Raw genomic sequence first — 25,004 nt, forward strand, 5'->3', positions numbered from 1 at the left:
CCCATGGCTGATTCAACCATCCCTCCGGACCCTTCCCAGCTCGATCCCCTCAAATCCGCGAATTGGGCCGGCGAGTTCAAAAAGGTCACAGCGCTGCTGGAATACCTCGCCTCCAACCGTGCGCTGCTCGCCACGCTCAGCCTGGAGGAGCGAACCCGGCTGCTCACCGCCGCGGGTGAAGTCTTTTGCCCCGATCCGCGGCAGCGCCGCCGCCTCGTCAAGGCACGGATCCGCCAACGCAAAGCCGAAAAGACGGCTCAGGACGACGTCAAACTCGCGGACACCGGCATCCGAAAGCTCCGCCGCGAAAAGGTGTTCAACACTCCCAACGACTACCCCCCCGATTCCTTCACGCAGATTGAAATCGAGGATCAGCCCGACTTCCGGGAACTCGTCGAGCCGCGCAACTGTTACATCTGCAAAAAGGACTTTTCCGTCCTCCACTCCTTCTACGATCAACTGTGTCCAACTTGCGCGGAACATAACTTCTCCAAACGCTCTGAACTGGCGGACTTGAGGGGACGCGTCGCGTTGCTCACCGGCGGCCGCGTCAAGATCGGTTATCAGGCGGGCATCAAGCTTCTGCGCTGCGGCGCGCGCCTCATCGTTACGACACGCTTTCCCAAGGACAGCGCGGCCCGTTACGCTCGAGAACCCGATTTCGACCAGTGGAAAGACCGCCTCGAGATCTTCGGACTCGATCTCCGCCACACCCCCAGCGTCGAGGCCTTCTGCCGCCACTTGCTTTCCAAACGAGACCGGCTGGATTTCATCGTCAACAACGCCTGCCAAACCGTCCGCCGACCGCCCGAGTTTTACCGTCACATGATGGCGCTTGAATCAGCGCCCCCCCAGGAGCTCTCCGCCGAAGCCTGCGCCCTGCTGGGGAACTATCACGGATTGCACGGATACCAACTGCTCCCGGAAGGTTCGCCCGCGGAGCCCGCCCCGGCATGGACGCAACTCGCCGATGCCGCCGCGTTATCCCAAGTGCCGCTGCTTCCCGAGGATCTCCTGGCCCAACGAGATCTCTTCCCCGAAGGCCGCCTCGATCAGGACCTCCAACAAATCGATCTGCGCGCCCAAAATTCCTGGCGCCTTACGCTGGCCGAAGTGCCCGCCGTCGAACTCTTGGAAGTTCACCTGGTCAACGCGGTCGCGCCCTTCATTCTCAATGCCCGGCTCAAACCCCTGATGCTCCAAACGCCCCAGCGGGACAAACACATCGTCAATGTGTCCGCCGTCGAAGGCCAGTTTTACCGCAAATTCAAGACCACCCGCCACCCCCACACCAACATGGCCAAAGCCGCGCTCAACATGATGACCCGCACCTCGGCGGCGGATTACCAGGCCGATGGCATCCACATGAACAGCGTGGACACCGGATGGGTGACGGACGAGGACCCCGCCGACATCGCCCGGCGGAAGACCCGCGATCATCGCTTTCATCCTCCCCTCGATATCGTCGATGGCGCCGCCCGCATCGTCGATCCGATCATTGCCGGCTTCAACACCGGCCGCCATGTGTGGGGCAAATTCCTCAAGGATTACGAGCCCACCGACTGGTAAGAGGTGCAACCTCGATACCTTCTCTAACGGGACTCCGTGTGGGTGGATCTCAACAACCGGGATCGCGCGACGCGAACCCGGTGCATCGCATCCTCAATGGAGGACCCCATGGTGGTCAGATGGCCCATCTTGCGTCCTGGGCGGGCCTCGGCTTTTCCATAGAGATGAAGCTTCACGCCCGGATCGGTGAGCGCATCCGTCCACCGTGGCAGCCCCTCACTCCAAACCTCTCCCAGAAGATTCGCCATCGCGGCGGGCGCTCTCAAATCCGTGCTCCCGAGTGGAAGCCCGCAAATCGCGCGAACTTGCTGTTCGAACTGGCTCGTGACACACGCGTCGATCGTCAAGTGGCCGGAATTGTGGGGCCGGGGCGCGAGTTCGTTCACCAGGAGAGTTCCGTTCCGGCTGACAAACATCTCCACCGTCAGCAGGCCGACCACGTCCAGCGCGGTCATGATTCCACGGGCAATCTCCACGGCTTGTTCGGCGGCGCCGGGAACCAGTCGGGCGGGCGCAAAAGTCAGATCCAGAATATGACGCGCATGCGCGTTCTCGAACACCGGAAACGCCTTGAACTCGCCGCTCAATCCCCTCGCGGCGATGACCGACACCTCCTTCTCGAAATCAACCCAAGCCTCGAACACCGCTTCAACACCCCCGAGCTTGTCCCAGGCGGCGTCCAGGTCACCCCACGCCGCCAGCTTCACCTGGCCCTTGCCGTCGTACCCAAACCCCGCCGTCTTCAGGACCGCCGGCAAGCCGAGATCCTGCGCCGCCACCCGCAGATCGTCCCGCGAACCGATCCGTCGGAACGGAGTGACCGGGAAGCCATGCTTTTCCAGGAATGTCTTCTCGCGAAGCCGGTGCTGCGCGATGTGGAGCACGGATCCCGCCGGTCGGACCGGCGCGCAGGAGTCCGCCACTTCCGTGGCGGTGCTCGGCACATTCTCGAACTCGAAGGTGACGACGTCCACTCGGGAGGCGAACTCGCGCATGCGATGCGCGTCCTCGTAAGGCGCCACCGTTTCCTCGTCCGCCACCTGCCCCGCCGGAGCGTCGTACTCCGGCGAAAAAATATGGATGCGGTAGCCCAGTGCTCGCGCGGCGAGGGCAAACATGCGCCCGAGCTGTCCGCCCCCGAGCACGCCGATGGTGGCGCCGGGAAGAATGGGATCCACCGGTTTCACGCGGTGGTGGGTCCCGCGGAGGGATCCGGCGCAGCCAAAACCTTCTCGGTCTGTGCCTGGCGGAATTGGGAATAGGTCTCCCGGTATTGCGGGTGCTTCACCCCGAGAATTGCGCACGCGAGGAGGGCCGCGTTCACGGCACCGGCTTTGCCGATGGCCAGCGTGCCGACGGGAACGCCACCGGGCATTTGCACGATGGAAAGCAGGGAATCGACACCATGCAACGCCTTGGATTCCACCGGCACGCCCAGGACCGGCAACAGGGTCTTCGCAGCCACCATGCCCGGCAGATGAGCGGCGCCGCCCGCACCCGCGATGATGACCTCCAATCCCCGTGAAGCGGCGGTGGTGGCGTATTCGAACAGCCAATCCGGCGTGCGATGGGCAGAAACCACACGAGTTTCATGCGCAATGCCCAATGCGGTGAGTTGGTCGCTGGTGTGCCGGAGGGTCTCCCAGTCGGACTGGCTGCCCATGATCACTCCGACCAATGGTGGCGCTTGCTTGGTCATATTTTAGGGAGATGACTCTTTCCATCATGAGCGCGCGGCGCAAGCGGAATCCCTTCCACCCTGCACCGGAAGGTCCATCCGCAAGTTGTCGGGGTGCGGCTTTCACGGCGCTTCCGCTCGCGCTAACCTGCCGCGGCGATCTCCTCCCGTTCCATGGCCCGCCATCGGTGGATGCCTTCGCCCTGGCAGCACCCTGGCCCGTTGAACTCTGCCCTGCCCCTTGGAAGACACGCCTTGAGGCGGCTTGAGCGCCGTGGCCCGGCACTGCCGCGCGCCTGACCGCCGACCGGCGGAAGAATGGCCTTGGCTCCACAACCCTTGCCTTCGCGAAGGAAACGGGTGAACATGCTGAAAATCCCAAGCACGATGAGCTCCCCGCTTCTCTCCCGCCGACGCGGTTTCACGCTGATCGAACTTTTGGTGGTGATCGCCATCGTCGCCATCCTGGCGAGCCTGCTGCTGCCCGCCGTCAGCAAGGCGAAGCTCAAAGCCACCGGGGCCAACTGCATCAACAGCCAAAAGCAACTGATTCTGGCGAGCTTCCTCTATACCGATGACAACGAAGACCACCTGATTCCGTCCTCTTTCAGGAATGCGCCCATGGTTGGAGGCGGCTATTGGGCCGGACCCAGCCCGGAATTCACGACCGGAATCAACGTGGAAGAAGCCATGCGCAGGGTGCGCAAAGGGCTCACGAACGGCCCGTTGTTCAAATACATCTCCAACGAGAATTCCTATCATTGCCCCGGTGATCTCCGCACCCGCCGCCTGAAACCCGGACGAGGCTGGGCTTTCGACAGCTATTCCAAGGCCGAAGGGATCAACGGCTTCACCGGATGGAACGACGTGGTGCCCTACAAAAAAGCCTCCTCCGTGCATGAACCAGCGAAGTCCATGGTGTTCGTCGAGGAAACCGACCCGCGCGGCTACAACATCGGCACGTGGGCGATCTGGGTCACTCCACCGCGATGGGTCGATCCCTTCGCGATCTTCCACGGAAATTGGAGCACCTTCTCGTTCGTGGATGGCCACGCGGAAGGACATCGCTGGCTGGATCACAGGCTGATCGACGCGGCGCGACGCGCGGGCGAATCTGGGGCCAACACCCTCGATTGGCCCGGAGGCGGCCCGCAAAACCCGGATTTCAGGTGGGTTTACGACCGCTTCCGCTTCGTGAATTGGAAGCCCTTGTAAATTGGCCTGACCGTTCGCCCCTCCCCCCCCCGACTGGCGCATGCCGCCATCCGAAGCACACGCGAGGATTTCCGAAGAGTAGGATGCCGCCGGAAAAGGAGTTCCTACTCTTGATCTGTGCAGGGAGGGACATGGTGGTCGCCGAGCCGGCAGGGCGCACCGCGTGGAAAGCCATGATCGGATGACGCAATAAACGCCACAGCTCCTGCAATCCAAAACCATCCGTCGCACCGCGAGAAACCGTTTCCATTTCCTCCGCTTGATCCCGCCTGCCTGACCCGTGCATCCTTGCCACGTGTTGACACTTGCTCCCTACTCTTTCGGCGTTGGCGATCGTTTTGGACATCAAGCGCGCGCCCAACTGGCTGCCTTTTTGGAACTCGCCCGCCTAGGTGTCCACGTGTCGCCCGTCTGGAACAAGTCAAACCGCGAACACACGTTCATCGGCTCCCACCCGCAAAGCGTTCGTCAAGCGGCCCAGGCTGCGGTGGAAGCCCTGGGTTGGAACCATCCCTGGCATGTCGATGCCGACCATATCCGCCTCGAAACCGTCGATCGCTTCCTTGATTCCTCGGATTTCTTCACCATCGATGTCGCGGATTCCATCGGAAAACCCGCGGCGCCCGAGGCCGTCCAAGCCTTTATGGCGCGCCATTCCGAATGGTCCCGCCCCGTCGAAGTCGCCGGCATCCCTGATCCCATCATCCTGCAACCCGAACAAATCGAGCGCATTGCGTCCCACTACTTGCAGGCCACGATCGAGGCAGGCGCCATTTATCGCCGAATCGCGGCGGCCAAGGGCGGCGAGCACGCCTTCATCGCGGAAGTGTCGATGGATGAAACCGATGCTCCTCAACAGCCTCCGGAGCTTCTCATCATCCTCGCTGCGCTCGCCGACCAAGGCATTCGCGCCCAGACGATCGCGCCCAAATTCACCGGGCGCTTCAACAAAGGCGTCGATTATGCCGGAGATCCGAAAGCGTTCGAGCGGGAGTTTCGTGACGACGTCCACGTGGTCCGCCACGCGGTGTCGACCTACGGCCTCCCCTCCAACCTCAAGCTGAGCATTCACAGCGGCAGCGACAAGTTCTCCCTCTATCCCGTGCTACGCCGGGTCCTGCGCGAGACGGGAGCCGGCATCCATATCAAGACCGCAGGCACCACCTGGCTGGAGGAATTGATCGGATTGGCGGAAGCCGGCGGCGCCGGACTTGAACTCGCCAAGGAAATCCACGCCCAAGCCATGGATCACATCGATGAACTTTGCGCCCCTTATGCCAGTGTGATCGACATCGACCGCGCTCGTTTACCCGCCTTGTCTGAGGTTCGCGCCTGGACGGGCCCGCGCTTTGCCCGCGCCCTGCGGCATATCCCAAGCGATCCCTGCTTCAATGCGAGCCTGCGCCAACTCTTGCATGTGTCCTTCAAACTGGCCGCCAAAGCCGGCGCGCGCTACACCGATCTGCTCAAGGCCAACGAAGCCATCGTCTCCCGCCAGGTGACCGAGAACCTCTACCACCGGCATCTCGCCCCGATCTTTCTCGGATAACGATCCGCCCGTATATCAAGGCCTCTCGCTCCCTCCCTGAACCTCGATTCATGAAAACAAGACCCCTTGGAAACACCGGACTTCAAGTGCCCATCCTCGGTTTCGGCGCGTCCTCCCTTGGCCAGGAATTCCGCTCCATCAGCCTGGACGAAGCCATGCGAAGCGTCCGCACGGCGCTCGAACACGGTCTCAACTTCATCGACACCTCTCCTTTCTACGGCCGCGGGATGAGCGAAGTCCTCCTCGGGTTGGCCTTGAGGGAAGTCCCGCGAGAGAGCTACCTGCTCTGCACCAAATTGGGCCGCTACGATCTGGCTCATTTCGATTTTAGCGCCCGCCGCGTCGCGGAAAGCATCGACGTCAGCTTGCATCGGCTGGGAGCCGCCCACCTGGACATCGTGCTCTGCCACGACATCGAATTTGTCCCCATGCAGCAGATTGTGGACGAAACCCTGCCGGCGCTGCGCAGGGCTCAACAACAGGGCAAGGTCAGGTTCGTGGGCTTCAGCGGCTATCCTCAAAAAATCTTCCGCTTCATTTGCGATCAAACATCGGTGGACTGCGTGTTGAGTTACAATCAATACACGCTGCAAAACACGCGATTCGCCGAGGAGACCGTGCCCTATCTGAAAGCGAAGGGTGTCGGAGTGATGAACGCGGGACCCTTCAGCGCCCGACTGTTGACTCAAGCCCCCCTGCCCGCTTGGCTCAAAGAGCCCGCGCCGGTCAAAGACGCCGCCCGGCAAGCCGCCGCACTGTGCCAAAGCCGGGGCGTGGACATCGCCCGGCTCGCGCTTCAATTCTCGGTGGAGAACCCCGACATCGCCACGACCATCGCCGGCAGCGCCAATCCCGAGAACATCCGCCGATGGGCCCGCTGGATCGAAGAGCCCCTCGACCAGGATCTTCTGCGTGAAGTTCTCGAAATCTTCCGGCCCGTGAAAAACATCGGCCACCTGGAGGGCTTGCCCGAGAACAACTAGAGGGGTCGACCGCCACGGAATTCCAATGGAATTGCTCCTCCTCTATTGCGGTTGGTGGCTGCTGCTGGCGGTGACTCCGGGACCTGCAGTGCTGTGCGTTGTCGGTCATGCCCTCCGTGCCGGTCTTCGCGGTGCCGTCTCCGCCATCCTTGGGATTACGCTTGGCCACGTCTTCTTCTTCGTCTGCATCGCCCTGGGTCTCTCGGCGATTCTTGAAAGTGCCGCGCATGTTTACGATGCGTTGCGCTGGGCAGGCGCGGGCTACCTCGCCTGCTTGGGTTTGCGCATGATCGCGCGTTCCTTCCGGTCGAACGAAACAACGGACTCTAAAACTCCACCCAAAGTCTCGACGAGTTCGATCCTGGAAGCCTGGGCGATCCAGGCAACCAATCCGAAAGCGTTGCTGTTCATGTCCGCCTTGTTGCCTCAATTCATCGACAAGGATAGGCCCTTGCCTCCCCAGTTGCTCGCATTGTTCATGGCCACCGTGATCATCGATGCCATGGTGCTGCTGAACTACGCCTGGATCGCCATCAGGAGCGGACGCATGTTTCGCCGTCCGAAGGTACACGCATGGTTCGACCGCTTGCTGGGCGCGTGCATGCTCGCTTTCGCGGCCCGCCTGGCCTGGTGGCGTCGTGCTGACTAATTCCGCACCACAAAACTTGAACCCGCCGCTCGGCCTTGCCATGCTTGGCCCATGCATTCCTTCACCCCCTGGACGAGGTCTCTTGGCAACCTGCTCGTCGCGCTTGTTCTAGCGATTCACGGGTCTTCGGGCGTTCAAAAAATGCGCGCGGCTGCCGATTTTTCGGCTCAAGCCACGCCTCCAGACCAGCTCAGGACACTCAAGGATTTTCAAATCGAACTCATTCATAACGTTCCCAAAGGCGAGCAAGGATCCTGGGTCGCCCTTTGCCTTGATCCCCAGTACCGACTCATCGTTTCCGATCAATACGGCAAACTTTACCGCGTCACTCCCCCTCCGCTCCGTTCAACCGCCCCGGCCAAAGTCGAACCTCTCGACATCGCCCTGGGCCAGGCCCAAGGACTGCTCTACGCGTTCGACAGCCTCTATGTCATGGTCGCCAACGAATCCTTTCAAGGCCGCGGACTCTACCGCGTTCGCGATACCAACGGGGACGACCGTTTCGATGAGGTCAAACTGCTGCGCAAAATGGAGGGTGGAGGCGAGCACGGCCCCCACGCGATTCTCAAATCCCCCGACGGCAAGGGCCTCACCATCATCGTCGGCAACCAAACAAAATTGACCCCTATCGATCAATCCCGCGTCCCCCGCCATTGGAGCGAGGACCACCTCCTGCCGCGTCTCTGGGATGGCAACGGTTTCATGAAGGGAGTGCTCGGCCCAGGCGGGTGGATCGCAAAGACCGATCCGGAAGGACGATCATGGGAGCTTCTTTCCATCGGTTTCCGCAATCAATACGACGCAGCCTACAACCGTGATGGCGAACTGTTCACCTTCGACGCCGACATGGAATGGGATATGAACACGCCCTGGTACCGGCCGACGCGGATCAATCATGTCACCAGCGGCTCGGAATTCGGCTGGCGATCCGGAGGCGGCAAGTGGCCCGACTACTACCTCGACAGCCTCGGCTCCGTCGTCAACATCGGTCCCGGCAGCCCCACCGGAGTGACCTTCGGCTATGGCGCCCGATTCCCGGCTCGTTACCAGGAGGCCTTTTTCGTGTGCGATTGGAGCTACGGAAAGCTCTACGCTGTTCATCTGCGACCTCAAGGATCCGGCTACGTCGGAACCGCCGAAGAATTCATCTCCGGATCGCCCCTCCCGCTCACCGACCTGGTGGTCAATCCCCAGGACGGCGCGCTCTACTTCGCCATCGGAGGCCGCAAAACTCAATCGGGTCTCTACCGCGTCACCTACACAGGCCGCGATTCAACGGCCCCCAGCAAATCCACTTCCGCCGGACGGAAGGAACGCGCCCAGCGCGCGCGCCTCGAAACGTTCCACGGACGACAGGACCCCGCGGCGGTGCGCGAAGCATGGCCGTTCCTCGAGAGCAAGGATCGTCATCTCGCCTACGCGGCCCGAATCGCATTGGAGCATCAGCCCGTCGACGCCTGGCGCGAACTCGCCCTGGCCGAACGCAAGCCCGCCAGCTCCATGCGCGCCATTCTCGCCCTCGCCCGAGTTTCTTCCCGCGACGCCTTTCATCGTCCACCCGGCAGCCCCGCCCCCTCCGCCCACCTCCGCTCGCAAATGATTGCCGCGCTCGGGCGCATCGCCTGGAAGCCACTCTCCAACCAGGAACGATTGGACCTGCTGCGAGCCTATTCCGTGGTCTTCACGCGCATGGATCGGCCCGAGCCCAGGGAGGTCGAAGCCCTGGCATCGAAATTCGAACCTTTGTTCCCCACGGAATCTCAGGAGATCAATGCCGAACTCGCCGCGTTGCTGGTGTACCTGGAAGCTCCGCAGGCGGCTTCGAAAATCATGGCCGCGCTGACCCGGGCGCCCTCGCAAGAGCAACAGCTCGAATACGCCCGGTCCCTGCGCGTTCTCCGCACCGGCTGGACGCCCTCTTTGCGCGAGTCCTACTTCCGCTGGTTCCACAAGGCCGCCAGCTTCCGCGGCGGGGCCAGTCTTTCCGGATTCATGCGCGACATCAAGAATGACGCCGTCGCCACGCTGTCTCCCGCGGAAAAACAAGGGCTCCAGACCATCCTCGACACCAAGCCCGAGCGCATCGACCCGTTGCAAAACATTTTGGCGGGACGCAGCTTCGTCAAGGAATGGAGCGTGAACGAATTGGCTCCGTTGGCCGCCCGCTCTCTCAAGGGCCGCAACTTCGAGCGCGGACGTGAACTTTTCGGAGCTGTGGGGTGTTTCGCCTGCCATCGATTCGCCACCGAAGGGGCGGCTGTCGGACCCGACCTCACCGGGGTTGGCAATCGATTCAGCGCGCGGGACCTGCTGGAATCGATCATCGAACCGAGCAAAGAGATCAGCGACCAGTATCAGCCCATCGTGGTCAGATTGAAGGATGGCTCGGATGTCAGCGGGCGCGTCGTGAACCTCAGCGAGGAGGTCGTCATGGTCAACCCCAACATGTTCGACCCCAACCAAATGGCCTCCATCAAACGAAAAGACATTGCGTCCATCGAACCCTCCAAAGTCTCGATGATGCCCGAGGGATTGCTGAGCGTGCTTCGCGAGGACGAAATCCTCGATCTGATGGCCTTCCTGATTTCGGGCGGCGACCGCAAGCACCGGGCCTTTCGCTGATTGATCCAACCGCCCCACTCCATGGGCCACCACACTCGAGAACGAATCCTGCTCACCGGCGCCGCGGGCCGCATCGGCAGCGTCATCGTGCCGCTGCTGCGCCAGTATTACGCGCTCCGTCTGCTGGATCTCGCCCCGCTGACTCCCGAGCGGGACGACCACATTGTGCGATGCGACTTGCGCAATTTCGTCGCGCTCAAACGAGCCTGCAAAGGTGTCCGCGCCCTCGTTCATCTGGCGGCAGTCTCCGATGAAGCCGACTTCCACAGCAAACTTCTGCCCATGAATTTGGAGGGCGCTTACAACGCCTTCGAAGCCGCACGCCAGGCGGGCCTCCGCAAAGTCGTCTTCGCCAGCACCGCGCAAACCGTGCTCAATTACGGCAAAGGACACTGGGTCACACCGGAAATGCCCCCGCGCCCCTTCACCGTTTACGCTTGCACCAAAGTATTCGGTGAAGCCCTCGCCCGTTACTACGCGGATACCCACGGAATGTCCGTCATCGTGCTTCGCATTTGCTATTTCCGATCCTACGACGACCCGCTCCTTCGAGTTCCGGGGCATGATGTCCAACGAGAATGGGTCAGCCCCAAAGACCTCACCCACCTTCTGGTCAAATGTTTGAAGAAGGATATTTCCTACGGCTTGTTCTTCGCCGTCTCAAACAACACCGGGCGCTATTGGGACATTCGCAACGCCCAGGAAATTCTCGGCTATAACCCGCAGGACAACGCCGTCGATATGCTCAAGGTTCCTCTGCCTGAAGCCGGACCTGCGCCGGAGCCGGAACCTTGCGCAGCCCCTCCCCTTCCTCCGCCATCCTCCCCGGAGCCGGCCTGACGCTGCGCGCCTCCACCCCCTCGCCTTCGCGGCCCCGTGACCATCAACACCCCGCGCGTCGGGGAAGGCGGCGACGCAGGATTCTCACGGGATGGTCAGCATCAGGATGAATCTCCATCGCAAGATAACCTCCGTCCTTGGCGCATTCCAGCCCCGCCAGGGACGGACACAATCGCACCCGGAACCGCGGCCAAACACTTGACCTGCGCAGCGCCCCCGACATGCGGCGAACGCTGTTTCCCATGAATGCGATTTGCGGCATGCCAGCGAGGAGCCGGCTCTTCCAGTAAATCAACTCGGAGTGCAAGTGCCCGAAAAGGGTGCATTCGAGCTGCCGCAAGCGATTCGACACCGAGTCGCGCTCGGCCAGGAAAGGCAGCGCGCTCGGATCGTGGCAAAACAGAATCCAACGCTCGCCTTCCCCCATCGCCGCCAGAACACGATCCAATGCCCGACCTTGCTCCTCTCGAAGTTCTTCCCAAGCCGCGTATTCATCGCTCAACGCATCCTGGGCATACACCGGCAGCGCCCATAATGAGGACGTGACCCCAACCAGCCAGTAACGCCCGTATCGGACCGACCAAATGGGAGGAATCGCCAGTTCTCGCACCGCTCGCGGCCAACTGGCCAGCCTCATGCCGCCCGCGCCGCCAAAGAAACTCTTCTTGCCCAATTCGTGATCCCCCATCGTAACATGAAGCCGTCCGGCAAACGCGACCCGCAAGCGTTGCAAACATTCACCCGCACTCGCAAACGCGGCATCATCCGCCACGCCAACGAACGCGGTGTCGCAAGAATAATCCCCGTTGGCCACCGCCAGATCGCAGCCTCGATTGGCGGCGATGAAATCGTCCAGCAATCCGTTGTGCGCAAAGGGATCGGCCAGCCAAACCCAGCGGCGCCAGGCCGCCAAAAAGATTCGCAAGAGCGGATTGGAAATCGCCCGGGACTCGTGTTGACGGCGGAGCCGCTCGGCCTCGCCCGCGTAATGCACATCGCTGACGATCGCCACCCGCAGGGTGCCCGAAGAGTGATTCACGCGCCCGGCAACCTGCCCAATCCACCCCGGCCCGGGCCAGCAGATTCCGCCCCCAGCCGATGGATTCGACGAGGAGGAGGTCTTGGACTTTTCGGAGACGGCAGGGAGAGGTCGAAACGGGGCATGGATCAAGCGCAATGGTCCATGAACTGGATCAGCATGGAAACCGCTGCCTCTGACGCACTTTCTTCCGGCTCTCCATTCCCAGCGCAAGACCGCCGGGCAGAACGGTTTGAGTCCCTTCACGGGCGCGAAAACGGCATTGAAATGATCGCTTTGATTCGATAGGCTCTTCGCGAATCTATGCCGAAACCCTGTTTCCACCCGTCTGTCGAGGGCGCCCAGCACGGCGCAAAACCTTTGCCCGATTTTCTTGATTTCGCCCGCCGCTCCGGCGCCGCCGGAGCCCAGCCATCAAATTACATGTTGCAAGGGGGCAAGCTTTTCAAATCGGCCAAGGAGATTCGCGACATCTTCCAACAGGCCGGTCTGAAGCTGGACGGCATTTCGGCGCACTGCCCTTTTTGGGTGCATACCAGCGCGTGGACTTCCACCGCCGGCATTCGGCCCTTTATTCCTGCCGACGTGGCGAAGAAATCTCCCGCCGACATTGAAAAGTGGGCCGAGAATTACATTTTGAAGCTGCTCGATTTGGCTGCCGAGCTGGGTCTGAAAGTGGTGCCCATGTTCTGGGGAGTTGCCTACGGTTGGGAACTCGCCAGCGGCTATCCCTGGGGCTTTTGGCAGGGCTCCGATTTCGATCTCATCAAGGAAGGATCCGAACGCTTCGTCAAAAAGACGGCCAAGATCCGCAAGCACGCCAAATCCCTTGGCATCAGCCTCGCGCACGAGATTCATCCCGGCACGGCCGCCATGTGCGCCGACGACTTTAATCTCATCGTGGAAGCCTGCGACGGAGACCCGGTGCTGGCCGTCAATGCGGATCCGTCGCACTGCTGGGAAGGCGAATCGTGGGAAACGCGCTTCAGCAAAGTCGGCTCCCGCGTCCAAGCCTGCCACGTCAAAAACTTCGTCATCCGCCCCGGCCACCCGCTTCGCAAAATGGAGCCCAACTGGCAAAAGCGCGCCATGCAGTTCGTGGATATCGGTTCAGGCGATCTGAACATGTCCCGTTACATCGAACTGCTGATTCATGTCGGGTATCCCCAGCGCTACTGCAAGCTTCACAACACGGAAACCGCCCCGCTCATCGTCGAAGCCGAAAGTGCCTACCGAGACCTGGATGCCACCAGCGCCAACGGCATCGCCTACGTCCGCGATCACCTCTGCTTCCCTGCCGCCGGTGGATCCTTCGAAGATGGCATGGGAGCTTAGCGCCGACCATTTCGCACTCGAATGGTGCGGTCATGGATCAGAACCGTGCAGCGGTTTAAGAGGTGCATCGTTCCCATGCCGCAGACGCCTCTAACGGAAAGGCCCGTTTCTTCCTTTCCCCAAGCCGATAGAACGTGCGTTGGCCTCGCGCCAGACTCGCCTGAGCACCGGCTTGACCTTTTTCGCCCATTCCTCGTATCCCAACGCCGATAAATGAAGTCGGTCCTTTCCAAAAAATTTCGGATCAGGCTCGCCGTCCGCCCCCAACAAGGGTGAGCCCACATCGACAAACGTGATCCCCCATTGCCGGGCAGACCAATCCCGAATCTCGGCGTTGGCCTTGCGCGCGTTCGGCCAGGACAGAATTCGAGACGGACTGGGTTTGATCGACAAATAAACGATCCGGACTTGCGGCAATTCCTGGCGGACAGCCGCAACAAAGGCCTTGAACCCATGCACCGCGACCGCTGGGTCCACCTCGGGTTTGCTCAAATCGTTGTCCCCGCAGTAATAAAGAATCACCCGGGGCCGGTACGGGATGACAAGATGCGGCACGGCTTCCACTGTGTCCCTCGTTTTTGACCCGCCAAAGGCTCGATTCACCATCGGCAAAGGGGCAAGATCCCGCTGGAGTGTGGACCATAGCCGCAAGGACGAGCTTCCAATCGCTAGAATGGCCCCACTCGGTGGAGGATGGGACTTGTCGCCTTCTTGAAACTTCGTCCACTCCCTCTGAAAGGCATTCGTTTGGGCGGAGGCTCCTGGGAATGCAGGCATGAGCAAAGCCAGCACCACCGAAAATCGGCAAATGGCTAGGCGGGATAAGGGCCAATTCATGAAATCAACCATCAGGTCCAATTCGCAGCGCGCGGGATAGGCCCGACTTTGTCGTGAAAGACTCAGCGGGGCAAGTCCTCGCACAAAACTCCTTCAGCGGTCGGTGCATCCAAAGGTTGTCGGTGACCGGGTTGTCTTGGTAACGCAGACAGCCCTGTCTGCTGTTGCGCAGGCTGCCCAGCCTGCGGGGCGACGAAGGGAACCAGGCGCGTGGAGAGCATGGAAGGGCCTCGTTCTTCACCCGCCGGGCCGACGAGCGGTCGGCGACACAGCGGTCTCGACTGCCTGCGCTCCTCGGTCCACCCCTGGTGGAGGCAGCGCCTCGACCAGGCCAACTGCCAACACCATCAACCCGAAGAAAGCCCGTGGACGCACCAAGGCCAGTTTTGATCAAAAATCCGTTGCTCGCCGCGAGGTCATTCTCTAGGCTCCGACGCGTTAAGCCAACCGAAACCTAAACAAGAACTATGAGCAAAATTGTTCCATTGATCAGCTCCGGCACGGCAGGCCCCTTGGGCGTCCTGCACCTTCCGCGCCTGTGGCAGAAAGTGTCACTCGAATCACGCGGCAAACTGGCGGATGGCTACCCCGGAATTGGCAAGGGCTACGACATGATGGTTATCAGCGCGCTCGGGTTGAACGCCGACGCGGTGGCAGCCCACATCAAGAACGACCGGCCCACTTACCCTCAATTTGAAGCATGGGTGAAGCGCCAACCCGGCGCGAAACTCGACAAAGCCACCATCCACAAACTCAACGTCGCCATCGCGGGCTACATCCACGCGGACGACACCCGCAAGGGCATCCTCTCCAGCAACGGCTTGGCCGATGACGGCTCCATCCTCCCGGACGCCATCAACCTGAACAACCTGGACGACTGGAAGGAATTCTGGGAAGCGGAATTGAAGTAATTCTCCTTTCCAAAAGGATCCCGGTTTCAAAGCGCGGCGAGAATATCTCGCCGCGCTTTTTTTCGAGATTCCGCCCTCTCCCTCAGCTTCCATGCATCGATGGGAACGATGCCTCGGCCTTGGGGGGACCATTCGCGTTGGCCGAGGCGTGACGACCCTCTTAAAGCAACCGAATGAATCGCGGGAGGGCGGCGTTCCACCGCCGCCCAAACTTTCGAACGAAGAATCGGCTCGGGTGGAACCTCGCCCTCCCTCGATTCATCGGCTCGCCCTCCCACCTTGGTGGCGGGAGGGTTGCGTTCCACCGCAACCCATCTCCCCGCTCTCCTCTCAACGCTTGATCCAATAAGCCAGGCTCGTGCCGCCGATATTGCGAAGCCCGCAGCCTTCCCGGCGCTCCAATTCATCCAGCGCTCGCGTCACATCTCCCCAAACGCCATCATCGTGCCAGATCACCACCCCGCCCCTCATGACCATCTTCATGGCCGCGAGGGTGTCTGAAATCACATAGTCGTAATGGTGAGAACCGTCTACAAAAACGAGGGAACAGGTGTCCGCGTAGAACGAAAAATCAAAGGTCGCCGAGTCGCCCAGAAGTTGATGAATCTTCCCAACGGCGGCCGGATGCCTCCCCCGGTACTTTTCGTAGCGCGCGCCGGACCTCGGTTTGTCCACCATGTGCCGCTCACCCTTCGCTAATGCGAATTTGGGCTCAAGGTTGGATGGCAAGTCCAGCGTATGAACGGTGCAGTGAGCCGGTGAACTCAACGCAAGGTTCAGAGTCGTTCGACCGTCGAAAGTTCCGATCTCAAACAGCCGCGTCCCGTCCCGGCAATCCGAGGCCAGTGCAGACAAAATGGCGAGCTCGCTGTTCCGCACATTCCCATTCAGCTTCGCATGCTCCCAGATGCGAATGGTACGCGTCCGCGTGCAGTCCTTCCAGGACGCCTCGGGCAAATGCGTCGTCTGAAGAAACGAATCGGACTTTCCCCGCATGCGTCTCGAAAATCTCCGCCAACACCGGGACAGCCCCGAGAGTGGCAAGTAGATCCGCGTGGCAAAGTAGCCGTAAAAGAGCTCTTCCATTCGACGTCGATTCCTGTCCGGCCGGACTCGGCCATCCAGCCCGCAAGTGTCTCCAATGTCAACCGGGGCCATCGTCGCACGAGCTGCGGACAAGCAGACAGCAAACACCCCTGCCTCATCTCACGAATCATCCACGCGGGCGCAGGACAATCTGCAGCATGCACGGCTGGTAGGGCGGTGCGAGAAACGCGCGCTGGCAGATCACATTTTTTGCACCTTTGCCTTCCTCAAGCATCCCGCGAGGAATTTTCCCGTGAGCGACCGTTTGTTGGCGGCGACTTCTTCCGGGGTTCCGGCCGCCAGGAGTTCGCCTCCTTGGTGGCCACCCTCAGGCCCCAAATCGATGATGTGGTCCGCCGTCTTGATCACATCCAGGTTGTGCTCGATCACCACCACCGAGTGCCCCACATCGACCAGCCGGTTCAAACTCGCAAGCAGCCTGTCGATATCCGCGAAATGCAAGCCGGTCGTCGGTTCGTCGAAAATATAGAAGTTGTGATTGCCCCGCTTTAACTTCCCCAATTCGGCCGCCAGCTTGACCCGCTGCGCTTCTCCACCGGAAAGAATCGTCGAGGGATGCCCCAGCTTGAGATACCCGAGCCCGAGCTCCGCCAGGATGTTGATCTTCCGCGCAATCGCCGGATGATCCTCAAAAAGACGCACCGCCTCTTCGATCGAAAGGTCGAGCACGTCCGCAATGCTGTGCTCCCGGTACTTCACTTCCAAAGTGTCGCGATGATAGCGTGCGCCCTTGCAGGCCGGACACGTCACTTCCACGTCCGGCATGAACGACAACGGCGTCGTGATCGATCCTTCACCGGCACACTCCTCGCACCGCCCGCCCTTCACATTGAAACTGAACGTCGAGGCCGTGAATCCGCGCTTCTTCGCGTCTCCCGTCTCCGCGAAGAGGGTCCGGATGGAGTCGTAGACGCCAATGTAGGTCGCCGGATTCGACCGGGACGAGCGTCCGATCGGCGATTGATCGATATCGATGACATCGGTGATGTGTTCATGGCCGAGCAATTCATCATGGTCACCGGCGAACACACGGCTGTCATGCAGCAGGGAGTAGAGTTTCTTTTGAACGATGCCGTGAATGAGCGAACTCTTGCCCGAGCCTGAAGCACCGGTCACACAAACCAGCTGCCCGAGGGGAATTTCCACCTCGATGTTCTTCAGATTGTTCAGCCGGGCGCCTTTGACCCGCAGCGCCTTGCCGGTTTGCGGGCGGCGCTTGCCGGGAACCGCGATGGCTCGTTCGCCACTCAGGTACTGACCGGTCACCGACTTCGGATGCTTGAGAATCTCACGCACCTCCCCTTCCGCCACCACCTCGCCGCCATGCACGCCCGGGCCGGGTCCAATTTCCACCACGTGGTCGGCGGCCAGGATGGTTTCCGCGTCATGTTCGACCACGATCACGGAATTCCCCAGGTCCCGCAGCCGCTTGAGCGTGTCGATCATCTTGACGTTGTCCTTCGGATGAAGGCCGATGCTCGGCTCGTCGAGCACGTAGAGCATGCCCATCAAACCGGAACCGATCTGGGACGAAAGCCGGATGCGTTGCGACTCGCCGCCCGAGAGCGTCGAGGAACCGCGATTCAAATTCAGGTAATCCAGGCCAATGGCGATCAACAACCCCAGCCGCCCGCAGACTTCCTTGAGAATCGAGTCCGCGACAGCGCGATGGGGCGCGGCCGACTTGAGCTTTTGGAGAAAGGCATGCAACTCGACCAAGGGCCATTGCCCGATCTCGTAGAGACTCCGGTCGTTCACCGTCACCACGCGCCGGACGCGCTTGAGCCGGGCTCCCCCGCACTCCGGGCAATCGTATTCGATCATGACTTTCTTGAGATACTCATCCATGCCAGGATTGGAAATCCCCTGCTTGCGATAGCGCCGGTAATGATGCTCCAACTGGGGAATCACTCCCATAAACTTCATCTTTTTGCCGGCGTGTTGATGGCCGATTTTCGCGCCCGGCGGAATGATGACTTCAAACGATTCCCCCTTGGTTCCATAGAGCAGGAGGTTCACATGCTCCGGGGCTAGTTTCTCGAAGGCCGTGTCGAGGCGAAAGCCATAGCGCGCCGACAAACTGTGCAGGATGCGTCCGCCCCAACTGTCCCGGCTGTTGCTCAACGCGGCATCCACAAAGGCACCCTCTTCCAGCGACCTCTTCGGATCCGGCACGAGCAGCGCCGGATGCGCCCGCATCGATGTGCCAATACCGGCGCAGGTGGGACACGCGTCGGCCGGATCGTTGAAGGTGAATTGGGCCGGGTTCATCTCGCCCGCCACCAACCGATGCTTCGCACAACCGAATCCTTCGTGGAAGGCTTCCACCCCGCGCCCTGCGCTGGAGCGCTTGAGCAAGTGAAAGCTGAGAAATCCATCTCCCAGTTTGAGCCCGTGTTCCAAGGAAGTAAGGACCTGCGATTCGATGCCCGGTCCCGCCACGAACGTGTCAACGACCGCCTCGATCGAATGGTCTTCGTCCTCGTCAATCTCGATCGTTTCGCCCAGGTCAAAGGGCTTTCCATCAATCCGGGCCCGCCGATAACCATTCACACGAATCTGCTCGAATAAATACGCGTAATCCTCCCCGTAGATCTTGAAGACCGGTGCCCGCACTTCGACCTCAGCTCCCTGGGGAAGGGACAACAACCGTTCCGTCATCTGGCGAAGGGATCGCACGGCCACGGCTTCCCCACACCGCGGACAATGAGGAATGCCCAGCGTCGCGTACAACATCCTCAGGTAGTCCGAGATGTCCGTCATCGTGCCGACGGTCGAGCGAGGATTGGCTCCCACCGTTTTTTTGCTCGATGGAAACGACCGGCGAGAGGCCATGAACAAAATCCACATCGGGCTTCTTGAGCTGCCCGACAAATCGCTTGGCAAAGGTGGACATCGAAGCCAGCAATCGCCGCTGGCCTTCGGCGTAGATCGTGTCGAAGGCCAGTGAGGACTTGCCGGAACCGCTCACCCCCGTCACCACGGTGAGCCGGTCGCGCGGAATCTCCACTTGGACGTTCTTGAGATTGTTCTCCCTCGCCCCCTTGACCTCGATCGTCGCTCGCATGCGCAGACTCAGCTCCGAAGACCGTAGGCGGGCTCCTCGAAACAATCGGAGCTTCGCTTCGTCAGCTTGAAAGGAGCCGAAAGCTTCTCAACCATTCCCTCTTGTTCCAGCCATTCACACGCCGATTCCAAATGCCACGGATACAACTGGGAGGACGCGAAGTGGTCGCTGATTTCCGAGAGCGGCACAATCCGGTCTTCCTTCCTCGAAAAGTCCAGCAATGGTTTAAGGTGTTCGCGGTGATGTTCCTCAAGGTAACGTTGGATGGCCTCTACCGCCTTCGCCAGCACCTTCGAGTTTTTTCCGCTTGGCCAAGACATCGAGATAAATGACCTGAAACAGGGGCGGATCCAGCTCGATGGCCCGGTCAATGACGTCGTCCTCCCAGACCTGCCCATGCCGGATGATCTCGGTATGCGCGACACTGTGCGCGGCGCAGAGGACTTCCTGGGACGCGAGTCCCAAGTCACGCTTTATTTCAAGACGCTTGCGGGCGATTCGGAGGGCATGAATCGTCCAGGTGGAAAAGGCGACGAGTTCACGCTCCCGATCCTTGGTCGCGATGGACTGGGCCTGATCGAACCAGGATGCAATCGACGGATCCTTGCTGTAGACGAGCTTGCGTTCGGCAAAAAAGTTGCAGGAGAAAGCGGTCCGCGAAGAACCCTCAACCATCCGCTTGAACCGGCTCCGCGGTATTACCTCCGAGTGGATGTTAATCCCGTCCTCGGCAAAAATCCTGAAAATGCGCTCTTCCTCTCCGTCACTGATCAATCGCCGCGTCACCCCGTCCGCTTCAATGATCCAGACCCACAGGACCTCCCGCCGCCAAAGCGTGGCGGCGCATAAACTTCCAACCAACACCACGGCGAGGGCATAGCGATCCTGCGCGACCCGATCGACGAAGCGGTTCAAAGCGGTTTCAAAACGCGCGAGTTTGGCGGCATCCGTCTCGGATTTCAGTGGGAGTCCCGGGGAATCTGATTCCGCATATTGCGGAAAACAAGGGGATTGGATGGGGAGATTTTGGATTGGCGATCCCAAGTCACCCATCCACCTCCCGCTCCAAGCTTGATCGATCCGCGCGGTCCAGTAGGGTGTCCACCCGAATGAACCCTCCTCTGGAATCAGGACGGCAGCTTGTACTCCACGGCTTGCGGTCCTCCATCCCCTTCCTGGCTCGTTTCAAGCGAATTCTCAGCCGCACCTTTGGGTTACCGGATCATGATGTTTCGCCGGAACGATTCGACCGCACGCCCACACGAGCAGGGCCTTCTGTCACTACCGGCATATCGACACGGTTCTGCCTCTTCGCATGGACCCTCGGGTTGACGTCCGGAGCCTTGGGCGCCCCATCCTCCCCACCTTCCGCGCCCTGGGAATCGCTGTTCAACGGGCGAAACCTGGAGGGTTGGGACACCTGGCTTGGCCCCAAGTCTGGCGGTTACCACGACCCCGCCACCACCAAGGAGCCTTCCATCGGACTCAACCAAGACCCGCTCGGCGTCTTTACCATCGTGTCCAAAGATGGCGCGCCAGCCATTCGCGTCTCCGGCCAGGTCTTTGGGGCCATTACCTCGCATCGCGACTACGGCAATGTCCACATCCGGGTCGAGTACCGATGGGGCGTCAAGAAGTGGCCGCCCCGCCACGAGCCCAAGCACTATCGCGACAGTGGCATTCTCTACTGGTGCATCGGACCTCACGGGGCGGGCAGCGCCGCCTGGATGCGCTCCGTCGAATGCAACATCATGGAGAAAGGCGTCGGACAATGGTGGGCCGTGGCCGGCACCTTGGTCGACATCGAAGGCCGGCGAGTGGTCTTGGAAAAAGATCCGCGCATTCCTTATCGCGGGGAAGGCCCCGGTGAACAATGCATTCTCTGGCAACCCGGCGCTCCTCAATTCACCACCGGCGAAGGCATCACCTCCCTGCTCGATCCCGAACGACCGAGTGACTGGAACGTTTGTGAAGTCGTCGCCTGGGGCAACACCGGCATCCACCTGCTCAACGATCAAGTGGTCCTGGTCGTCATGAATCCGCGCTACCGAGAGAATGGCCGCGAACACGCCTTCCACCATGGCAAGATCCAATTGCAGTCCGAGGGTGCCGAACTTTATTTCCGCAAGATCGAAGCGCGGCCAATCCATGAAATTCCCCCCGAACTGCTCATCCACGTTCCGGCCAGCGCTCCCGAGGAAAAGGACTTCAATCCCCTCTTTGCAGCGCGGGAGTCCGAAGGCTGGGCTCAATGCGGACCCGGAAAGTTTACCCTTGAGAACGGAGTCGCCACCGCTTCCGGCGGGATGGGACTGTGGTGGTACACAAACCGCGCTTATACCAACTTCGTCCTCCGCGGTTCCTTCAAACAAGAACAGGAACTCGCCGATTCGGGTATCTTCGTCCGCTTCCCCAACCCCGGCAACGACCCTTGGGTCGCCGTGAAAAATGGGCATGAAATGGAAATCGGCGATCCGAATCCGGAAAACCCAACTTGGCGCACGGGATCGATATATCCGTTCAAAGCCTCGACCCGGGCGGGCACTCACCCCGGTCAATGGAACGATTTCGAACTCGTCTGCACCGGCCACAACTACCTGGTCCGCATCAACGGCGTGGCGGTGACCAGTTGGACCGATCCGGAACGCCGGTGCGCAAGTGGCTACATCGGTCTGCAGAATTACGACGACGGGAAAACCGTTCGCTTCCGCAATTTGCGCATCAAGGAACTCCCGTGAAACGCGTCCGCGTCGGCGTCATCGGTTGCGGCAACGTCCTCTCCGCTTACCGCGTTCCTCTGCAGTCGCTGTCTGCCGCCGGCCGCGTGGAAATCGTGGCCGCCTGCGGGCGAGAATCTCAGCGCGAGGAAACCCTGCACGCCATCGGACCCTGCCGCTTCTCTCTGCGCGAGGAGGATTTACTGGATGCCAACGACATCCACGCGGTGGTCATCTTGACCTCCATGCCCAGTCACGGACGACTCGCGCGCGCCGCCCTGGAATCAGGCAAGCATGTCCTGGTCGAAAAACCCATGGCCACAGGCCTCGACGAGGCCACTTCACTTGTGGCGCTGGCCGAGTCCAAACGGCTCCAGTTCGCGTGCGCCCCTTTCACTGTCCTCAGTCCGACCTTCCGATCACTCTCCTCCCGCATTGCCCGGGGAGACATTGGAACGCCAACCTTGGCCCGCTCGCGTTACGGATGGTCGGGACCTTGGTGGAATCCGTGGTTCTACGTGGAGGGCGGCGGATGCCTGTTTGACCTCGGAGTCTACGGACTCACCACGTTGACGGGCCTGCTCGGACCTGTGCGGTCCGTGACGGCGATGACCGGCATCGCGATTCCGCAACGACTGGTGGAAGGCAAGCCTGTGGCCGTCACGGTTGAGGACCACGCCCAGGTCATCGTGGAATTTGAGCGCGGCGGCCTGGGCAACATCATGACCGGGTTCACCATGCAACAATACCGTTCACCCGCGATCGAGATCTACGGAACCGAGGGAACCCTCCAAATGCTGGGAGACGATTGGGATCCGGACGGATACGAACTGTGGGCCAATCGGGCCGGCTGTTGGCAGGTGTTCAAGGAGACCGAACCGGACTGGCCTTGGACGGCAGGCTTGGCACATTGGATTGACACCATTCAGAACGGCGGAGAGCTCGTCTATTCTTCCCGGCATGCGCTCCATGTGCTCGAGCTGATGATCCGGGCGCGCGAATCGGCGAGAGAAGGACGCCGCACTGAGATCACCAGCCGATTCATTCCACCTCGAGCCGAGGACGAGGTCCCACCGCCTGAAGCGCATCGGGTCCATGACCGGACGCGCGGGAAGCACTGAAGGACGAACCTATGCAACCCTGGTTTCTCTGGGCGATGGTCGCGGTGCTGTGCTGGGGCGGGTGGGCTGTCATGGGCAAGGCCGTGGGCGAAGCGTTCTCCCCTGCGCAGAGTCAGGCCTATTCCACGCTCGGAATGCTTCCCGTCCTCTTGATTCTGCTTCGACGGGCAAAGCCCGCCGAACGGGCCGCGTCCAAGAAACACGCCGGATGGGCCTTTGGCGCCGGGCTCATGGCCTGCCTGGGCAACATGGCCTACTACGACGCCCTCAGCCGGGGAGGCAAAGCTGCGACCGTGATGCCCCTGACGGCCATGTATCCACTGGTCACCATTCTGCTCGCTTTGGTCTTTCTCAAGGAACGTTTCAATCGGATTCAGTTCCTCGGCATCGGCTGCTCCCTCGTCTCGATCTACTTGTTCAACGTGCCTCAAGATGGGTCAACCCTCCAGGGCGGGTTGCTCTTCGCGCTGGCTCCCATAGTGTTTTGGGGCTTGGCGGGTCTCATGCAGAAGTTGACGACCGGAGGGCTCTCGGGCGAGGCGGGAGCGTTTTGGTTTTTGGCCGCGTTTGTTCCGGTCGCAATCCTGCTTGCAGCCAGCCAGCCGTGGCCTCGCGCGGTCGCGGGATCGAGTTGGACCTGGGTTGTCTTGCTGGGACTCACGTTCGCGCTGGGTAATCTGGCGCTCTTGATTGCCTTCGCCCGGGGAGGCAAGGCGTCCATCCTCACCCCCTTCACCGCACTTTATCCTGTCATCGGGATCCCCGTGGCCATCTTCATGTTTGGAGAAAAGATCGGCGGCCGCGAATCGCTCGGCATTGCCCTTTCCCTTCTGGCCGTCGTCGCGCTCTCGCACGAACCGGAACCCCAATCCTCACCTCCGCCTTGACCGCCCTGCTTCAACAAGCAATCCGGCGCGGCCACTTCCGCAGTGGAGCGATGGAGAGGCAACGAAACCGGCAATGGGGTCAAACAGGCAATGGGGTCAAGACATCATAAATGACACATAAGCAAGGGCGAATTCGTAATCCCAGACATCCTGACCCGGGGTGGAATCAGGAGGAGCCCAGTTGGCGATCCATGATGCGGAGGATGGGGGTCTCAATATCCGACGGTCTGAGGTGGCGAGAAAAAACAACGCATCGGTCGCAAAACACAAGCCTGCTCGACCACGGGCATGGGCACCTGCGACGCCGGTGCATCCCGATGTTGCCCGTGATGCAGGTAGGGCGCGTCCGTCCCGGCGCGCCGCCGGAGCATGATGTTTTGCATCCCGTGGGCGGCGGGCTGGGACAGGCCCGCCCTACCAACAACATCGGGATACACGGCTGCGACGCTGGCATCCCTCCGGGATGCACATGCTTGGGCGACCCGGTGGAACGGTGGTATCGTCGCTACGCTCCTCAACCACCGGCTAAAAGCTGGCAAGCCTCCGGCTTGCGATTGAGCCGCATCCAGTCCTTGCCCATCGCCTCGTCCGCCATCGGATCAACTTGCACCCACAACACCGCCCATCAACAAACCTTGAACAACCAGGCCGAGGATTCGTACCGGATCCACCCGTATGACTCGCTCGGTCAGGTCGTGAGCGGTAAGCGTTAGGGGGCCGAAGGCTCAGCCGTCGCCGGGCAGCGGATTGAGTGCCGCTACGTCGACCTCGGCAACCGCATCCAGTCTAAAAGGGGCGGATGGCTTTGGGGCTTCCATAAATTGTGGAGTTTCATGATGAGGAGGCACTCGCGGACCTGAGTTTCGGTCCGAGAGGAA

20 protein-coding genes and 1 pseudogene are annotated in these 25,004 nt (G+C 60.9%); 13 read left to right on the forward strand and 8 right to left on the reverse strand.

Annotation, left to right across the window (positions count from 1 at the left end):
• The first annotated feature begins 3 nt into the window (after nucleotides 1-3).
• A complete protein-coding gene (locus tag FJ404_06015; GenBank protein ID MBM3822427.1) occupies nucleotides 4-1,569 on the forward strand; it encodes an SDR family oxidoreductase in 1,566 nt (521 codons plus the stop codon).
• Between the two features lie 23 nt (nucleotides 1,570-1,592).
• Here the strand turns inward: FJ404_06015 and FJ404_06020 are convergent, their stop codons facing one another.
• Together FJ404_06020 and purE are read right to left on the reverse strand one after the other, a co-directional pair.
• Complete coding sequence (locus FJ404_06020) at nucleotides 1,593-2,747, reverse strand: 5-(carboxyamino)imidazole ribonucleotide synthase (GenBank protein MBM3822428.1); 1,155 nt, start codon at nucleotides 2,745-2,747, stop codon at nucleotides 1,593-1,595.
• Between the two features lie 5 nt (nucleotides 2,748-2,752).
• Nucleotides 2,753-3,268, reverse strand: a complete 516-nt coding sequence (purE, locus tag FJ404_06025; protein ID MBM3822429.1) for a 5-(carboxyamino)imidazole ribonucleotide mutase — start codon at nucleotides 3,266-3,268, stop codon at nucleotides 2,753-2,755.
• Nucleotides 3,269-3,565: 297 nt separating this feature from the next.
• Between purE and FJ404_06030 the strand changes: the two genes are divergently transcribed.
• The 6 genes from FJ404_06030 to FJ404_06055 all read left to right on the forward strand — a co-directional run bounded on the left by FJ404_06030 (nucleotide 3,566) and on the right by FJ404_06055 (nucleotide 11,105).
• Nucleotides 3,566-4,462: a type II secretion system protein gene (locus FJ404_06030; GenBank protein MBM3822430.1), complete on the forward strand. Its 897-nt coding sequence runs from the start codon at nucleotides 3,566-3,568 to the stop codon at nucleotides 4,460-4,462.
• Between the two features lie 295 nt (nucleotides 4,463-4,757).
• Nucleotides 4,758-6,011: a hypothetical protein gene (locus tag FJ404_06035; GenBank protein MBM3822431.1), complete on the forward strand. Its 1,254-nt coding sequence runs from the start codon at nucleotides 4,758-4,760 to the stop codon at nucleotides 6,009-6,011.
• Between the two features lie 50 nt (nucleotides 6,012-6,061).
• Entirely contained in the window at nucleotides 6,062-6,994 is a 933-nt protein-coding gene (locus FJ404_06040) for an aldo/keto reductase (GenBank protein MBM3822432.1), read from the forward strand.
• A 25-nt stretch (nucleotides 6,995-7,019) separates the two neighbouring features.
• Complete coding sequence (locus FJ404_06045) at nucleotides 7,020-7,643, forward strand: LysE family translocator (GenBank protein ID MBM3822433.1); 624 nt, start codon at nucleotides 7,020-7,022, stop codon at nucleotides 7,641-7,643.
• Between the two features lie 51 nt (nucleotides 7,644-7,694).
• Complete coding sequence (locus tag FJ404_06050; protein MBM3822434.1) at nucleotides 7,695-10,265, forward strand: c-type cytochrome; 2,571 nt, start codon at nucleotides 7,695-7,697, stop codon at nucleotides 10,263-10,265.
• 21 nt (nucleotides 10,266-10,286) lie between these two features.
• On the forward strand, nucleotides 10,287-11,105 hold the full coding sequence (locus FJ404_06055) for an NAD(P)-dependent oxidoreductase (GenBank protein MBM3822435.1): 819 nt from the start codon (nucleotides 10,287-10,289) through the stop codon (nucleotides 11,103-11,105).
• A 43-nt stretch (nucleotides 11,106-11,148) separates the two neighbouring features.
• Here FJ404_06055 and FJ404_06060 read toward each other — a convergent pair whose 3' ends face one another.
• Nucleotides 11,149-12,555, reverse strand: coding sequence for a hypothetical protein (locus tag FJ404_06060; protein MBM3822436.1), 1,407 nt, complete (start codon nucleotides 12,553-12,555; stop codon nucleotides 11,149-11,151).
• On the opposite strand from FJ404_06060, the gene FJ404_06065 reads away from it, so the two are divergent.
• The gene (locus tag FJ404_06065) at nucleotides 12,448-13,479 is read left to right on the forward strand and encodes a sugar phosphate isomerase/epimerase (protein MBM3822437.1); all 1,032 of its coding nucleotides are present in this window, start codon (nucleotides 12,448-12,450) and stop codon (nucleotides 13,477-13,479) included. The two genes, FJ404_06060 and FJ404_06065, sit on opposite strands and share 108 nt — an antisense overlap.
• A gap of 90 nt (nucleotides 13,480-13,569) precedes the next feature.
• Here FJ404_06065 and FJ404_06070 read toward each other — a convergent pair whose 3' ends face one another.
• Nucleotides 13,570-14,328, reverse strand: a complete 759-nt coding sequence (locus FJ404_06070) for a hypothetical protein (GenBank protein MBM3822438.1) — start codon at nucleotides 14,326-14,328, stop codon at nucleotides 13,570-13,572.
• 455 nt (nucleotides 14,329-14,783) lie between these two features.
• Between FJ404_06070 and FJ404_06075 the strand changes: the two genes are divergently transcribed.
• A complete protein-coding gene (locus tag FJ404_06075; protein ID MBM3822439.1) occupies nucleotides 14,784-15,227 on the forward strand; it encodes a DUF5069 domain-containing protein in 444 nt (147 codons plus the stop codon).
• A gap of 330 nt (nucleotides 15,228-15,557) precedes the next feature.
• Here the strand turns inward: FJ404_06075 and FJ404_06080 are convergent, their stop codons facing one another.
• The 4 genes and pseudogenes from FJ404_06080 to FJ404_06095 form a co-directional block, all read right to left on the reverse strand.
• A complete protein-coding gene (locus FJ404_06080; protein MBM3822440.1) occupies nucleotides 15,558-16,385 on the reverse strand; it encodes a class I SAM-dependent methyltransferase in 828 nt (275 codons plus the stop codon).
• 129 nt (nucleotides 16,386-16,514) lie between these two features.
• Nucleotides 16,515-19,401 (reverse strand): annotated as a pseudogene (gene uvrA, locus FJ404_06085) (excinuclease ABC subunit UvrA).
• Between the two features lie 8 nt (nucleotides 19,402-19,409).
• Entirely contained in the window at nucleotides 19,410-19,721 is a 312-nt protein-coding gene (locus FJ404_06090) for a hypothetical protein (protein MBM3822441.1), read from the reverse strand.
• Nucleotides 19,651-20,316 (reverse strand): hypothetical protein, encoded by a 666-nt coding sequence (locus FJ404_06095; GenBank protein ID MBM3822442.1) that lies wholly within the window; start codon nucleotides 20,314-20,316, stop codon nucleotides 19,651-19,653. The genes FJ404_06090 and FJ404_06095 overlap by 71 nt, the downstream gene beginning before the upstream one ends.
• A 194-nt stretch (nucleotides 20,317-20,510) precedes the next feature.
• Here FJ404_06095 and FJ404_06100 point away from each other — a divergent pair, with 194 nt between their 5' ends.
• From FJ404_06100 to FJ404_06115, 4 genes are all read left to right on the forward strand, one after another.
• A complete protein-coding gene (locus FJ404_06100) occupies nucleotides 20,511-22,139 on the forward strand; it encodes a DUF1080 domain-containing protein (GenBank protein MBM3822443.1) in 1,629 nt (542 codons plus the stop codon).
• The gene (locus FJ404_06105; protein ID MBM3822444.1) at nucleotides 22,031-23,239 is read left to right on the forward strand and encodes a Gfo/Idh/MocA family oxidoreductase; all 1,209 of its coding nucleotides are present in this window, start codon (nucleotides 22,031-22,033) and stop codon (nucleotides 23,237-23,239) included. Before FJ404_06100 ends, FJ404_06105 begins: the two co-directional genes overlap by 109 nt.
• Nucleotides 23,240-23,250: 11 nt before the next feature.
• Complete coding sequence (locus FJ404_06110; GenBank protein ID MBM3822445.1) at nucleotides 23,251-24,126, forward strand: DMT family transporter; 876 nt, start codon at nucleotides 23,251-23,253, stop codon at nucleotides 24,124-24,126.
• Between the two features lie 317 nt (nucleotides 24,127-24,443).
• Nucleotides 24,444-24,839 carry a hypothetical protein gene (locus FJ404_06115; GenBank protein MBM3822446.1) on the forward strand — a complete coding sequence of 132 codons (396 nt, stop codon included), beginning with the start codon at nucleotides 24,444-24,446 and terminating at the stop codon, nucleotides 24,837-24,839.
• Nucleotides 24,840-25,004: the final 165 nt, after the last annotated feature.

This window comes from Verrucomicrobiota bacterium, assembly GCA_016871495.1.
Classification (GTDB): domain Bacteria; phylum Verrucomicrobiota; class Verrucomicrobiia; order Limisphaerales; family VHDF01; genus VHDF01.

What these genes read in the sequence shown, in the direction of transcription:
- FJ404_06100 (MBM3822443.1), top strand. Translation starts at nt 20,511, where the DNA reads ATGAACCCTCCTCTGGAATCAGGACGGCAGCTTGTACTCCACGGCTTG.
- FJ404_06075 (MBM3822439.1), top strand. Translation starts at nt 14,784, where the DNA reads ATGAGCAAAATTGTTCCATTGATCAGCTCCGGCACGGCAGGCCCCTTG.
- FJ404_06115 (MBM3822446.1), top strand. Translation starts at nt 24,444, where the DNA reads ATGTTGCCCGTGATGCAGGTAGGGCGCGTCCGTCCCGGCGCGCCGCCG.
- purE (MBM3822429.1), bottom strand. Translation starts at nt 3,268, where the DNA reads ATGACCAAGCAAGCGCCACCATTGGTCGGAGTGATCATGGGCAGCCAG.
- FJ404_06065 (MBM3822437.1), top strand. Translation starts at nt 12,448, where the DNA reads ATGCCGAAACCCTGTTTCCACCCGTCTGTCGAGGGCGCCCAGCACGGC.
- FJ404_06030 (MBM3822430.1), top strand. Translation starts at nt 3,566, where the DNA reads ATGGCCTTGGCTCCACAACCCTTGCCTTCGCGAAGGAAACGGGTGAAC.
- FJ404_06070 (MBM3822438.1), bottom strand. Translation starts at nt 14,328, where the DNA reads ATGGTTGATTTCATGAATTGGCCCTTATCCCGCCTAGCCATTTGCCGA.
- FJ404_06050 (MBM3822434.1), top strand. Translation starts at nt 7,695, where the DNA reads ATGCATTCCTTCACCCCCTGGACGAGGTCTCTTGGCAACCTGCTCGTC.
- FJ404_06040 (MBM3822432.1), top strand. Translation starts at nt 6,062, where the DNA reads ATGAAAACAAGACCCCTTGGAAACACCGGACTTCAAGTGCCCATCCTC.
- FJ404_06045 (MBM3822433.1), top strand. Translation starts at nt 7,020, where the DNA reads ATGGAATTGCTCCTCCTCTATTGCGGTTGGTGGCTGCTGCTGGCGGTG.
- FJ404_06080 (MBM3822440.1), bottom strand. Translation starts at nt 16,385, where the DNA reads ATGGCCCCGGTTGACATTGGAGACACTTGCGGGCTGGATGGCCGAGTC.
- FJ404_06110 (MBM3822445.1), top strand. Translation starts at nt 23,251, where the DNA reads ATGCAACCCTGGTTTCTCTGGGCGATGGTCGCGGTGCTGTGCTGGGGC.
- FJ404_06090 (MBM3822441.1), bottom strand. Translation starts at nt 19,721, where the DNA reads ATGTCTTGGCCAAGCGGAAAAAACTCGAAGGTGCTGGCGAAGGCGGTA.
- FJ404_06015 (MBM3822427.1), top strand. Translation starts at nt 4, where the DNA reads ATGGCTGATTCAACCATCCCTCCGGACCCTTCCCAGCTCGATCCCCTC.
- FJ404_06055 (MBM3822435.1), top strand. Translation starts at nt 10,287, where the DNA reads ATGGGCCACCACACTCGAGAACGAATCCTGCTCACCGGCGCCGCGGGC.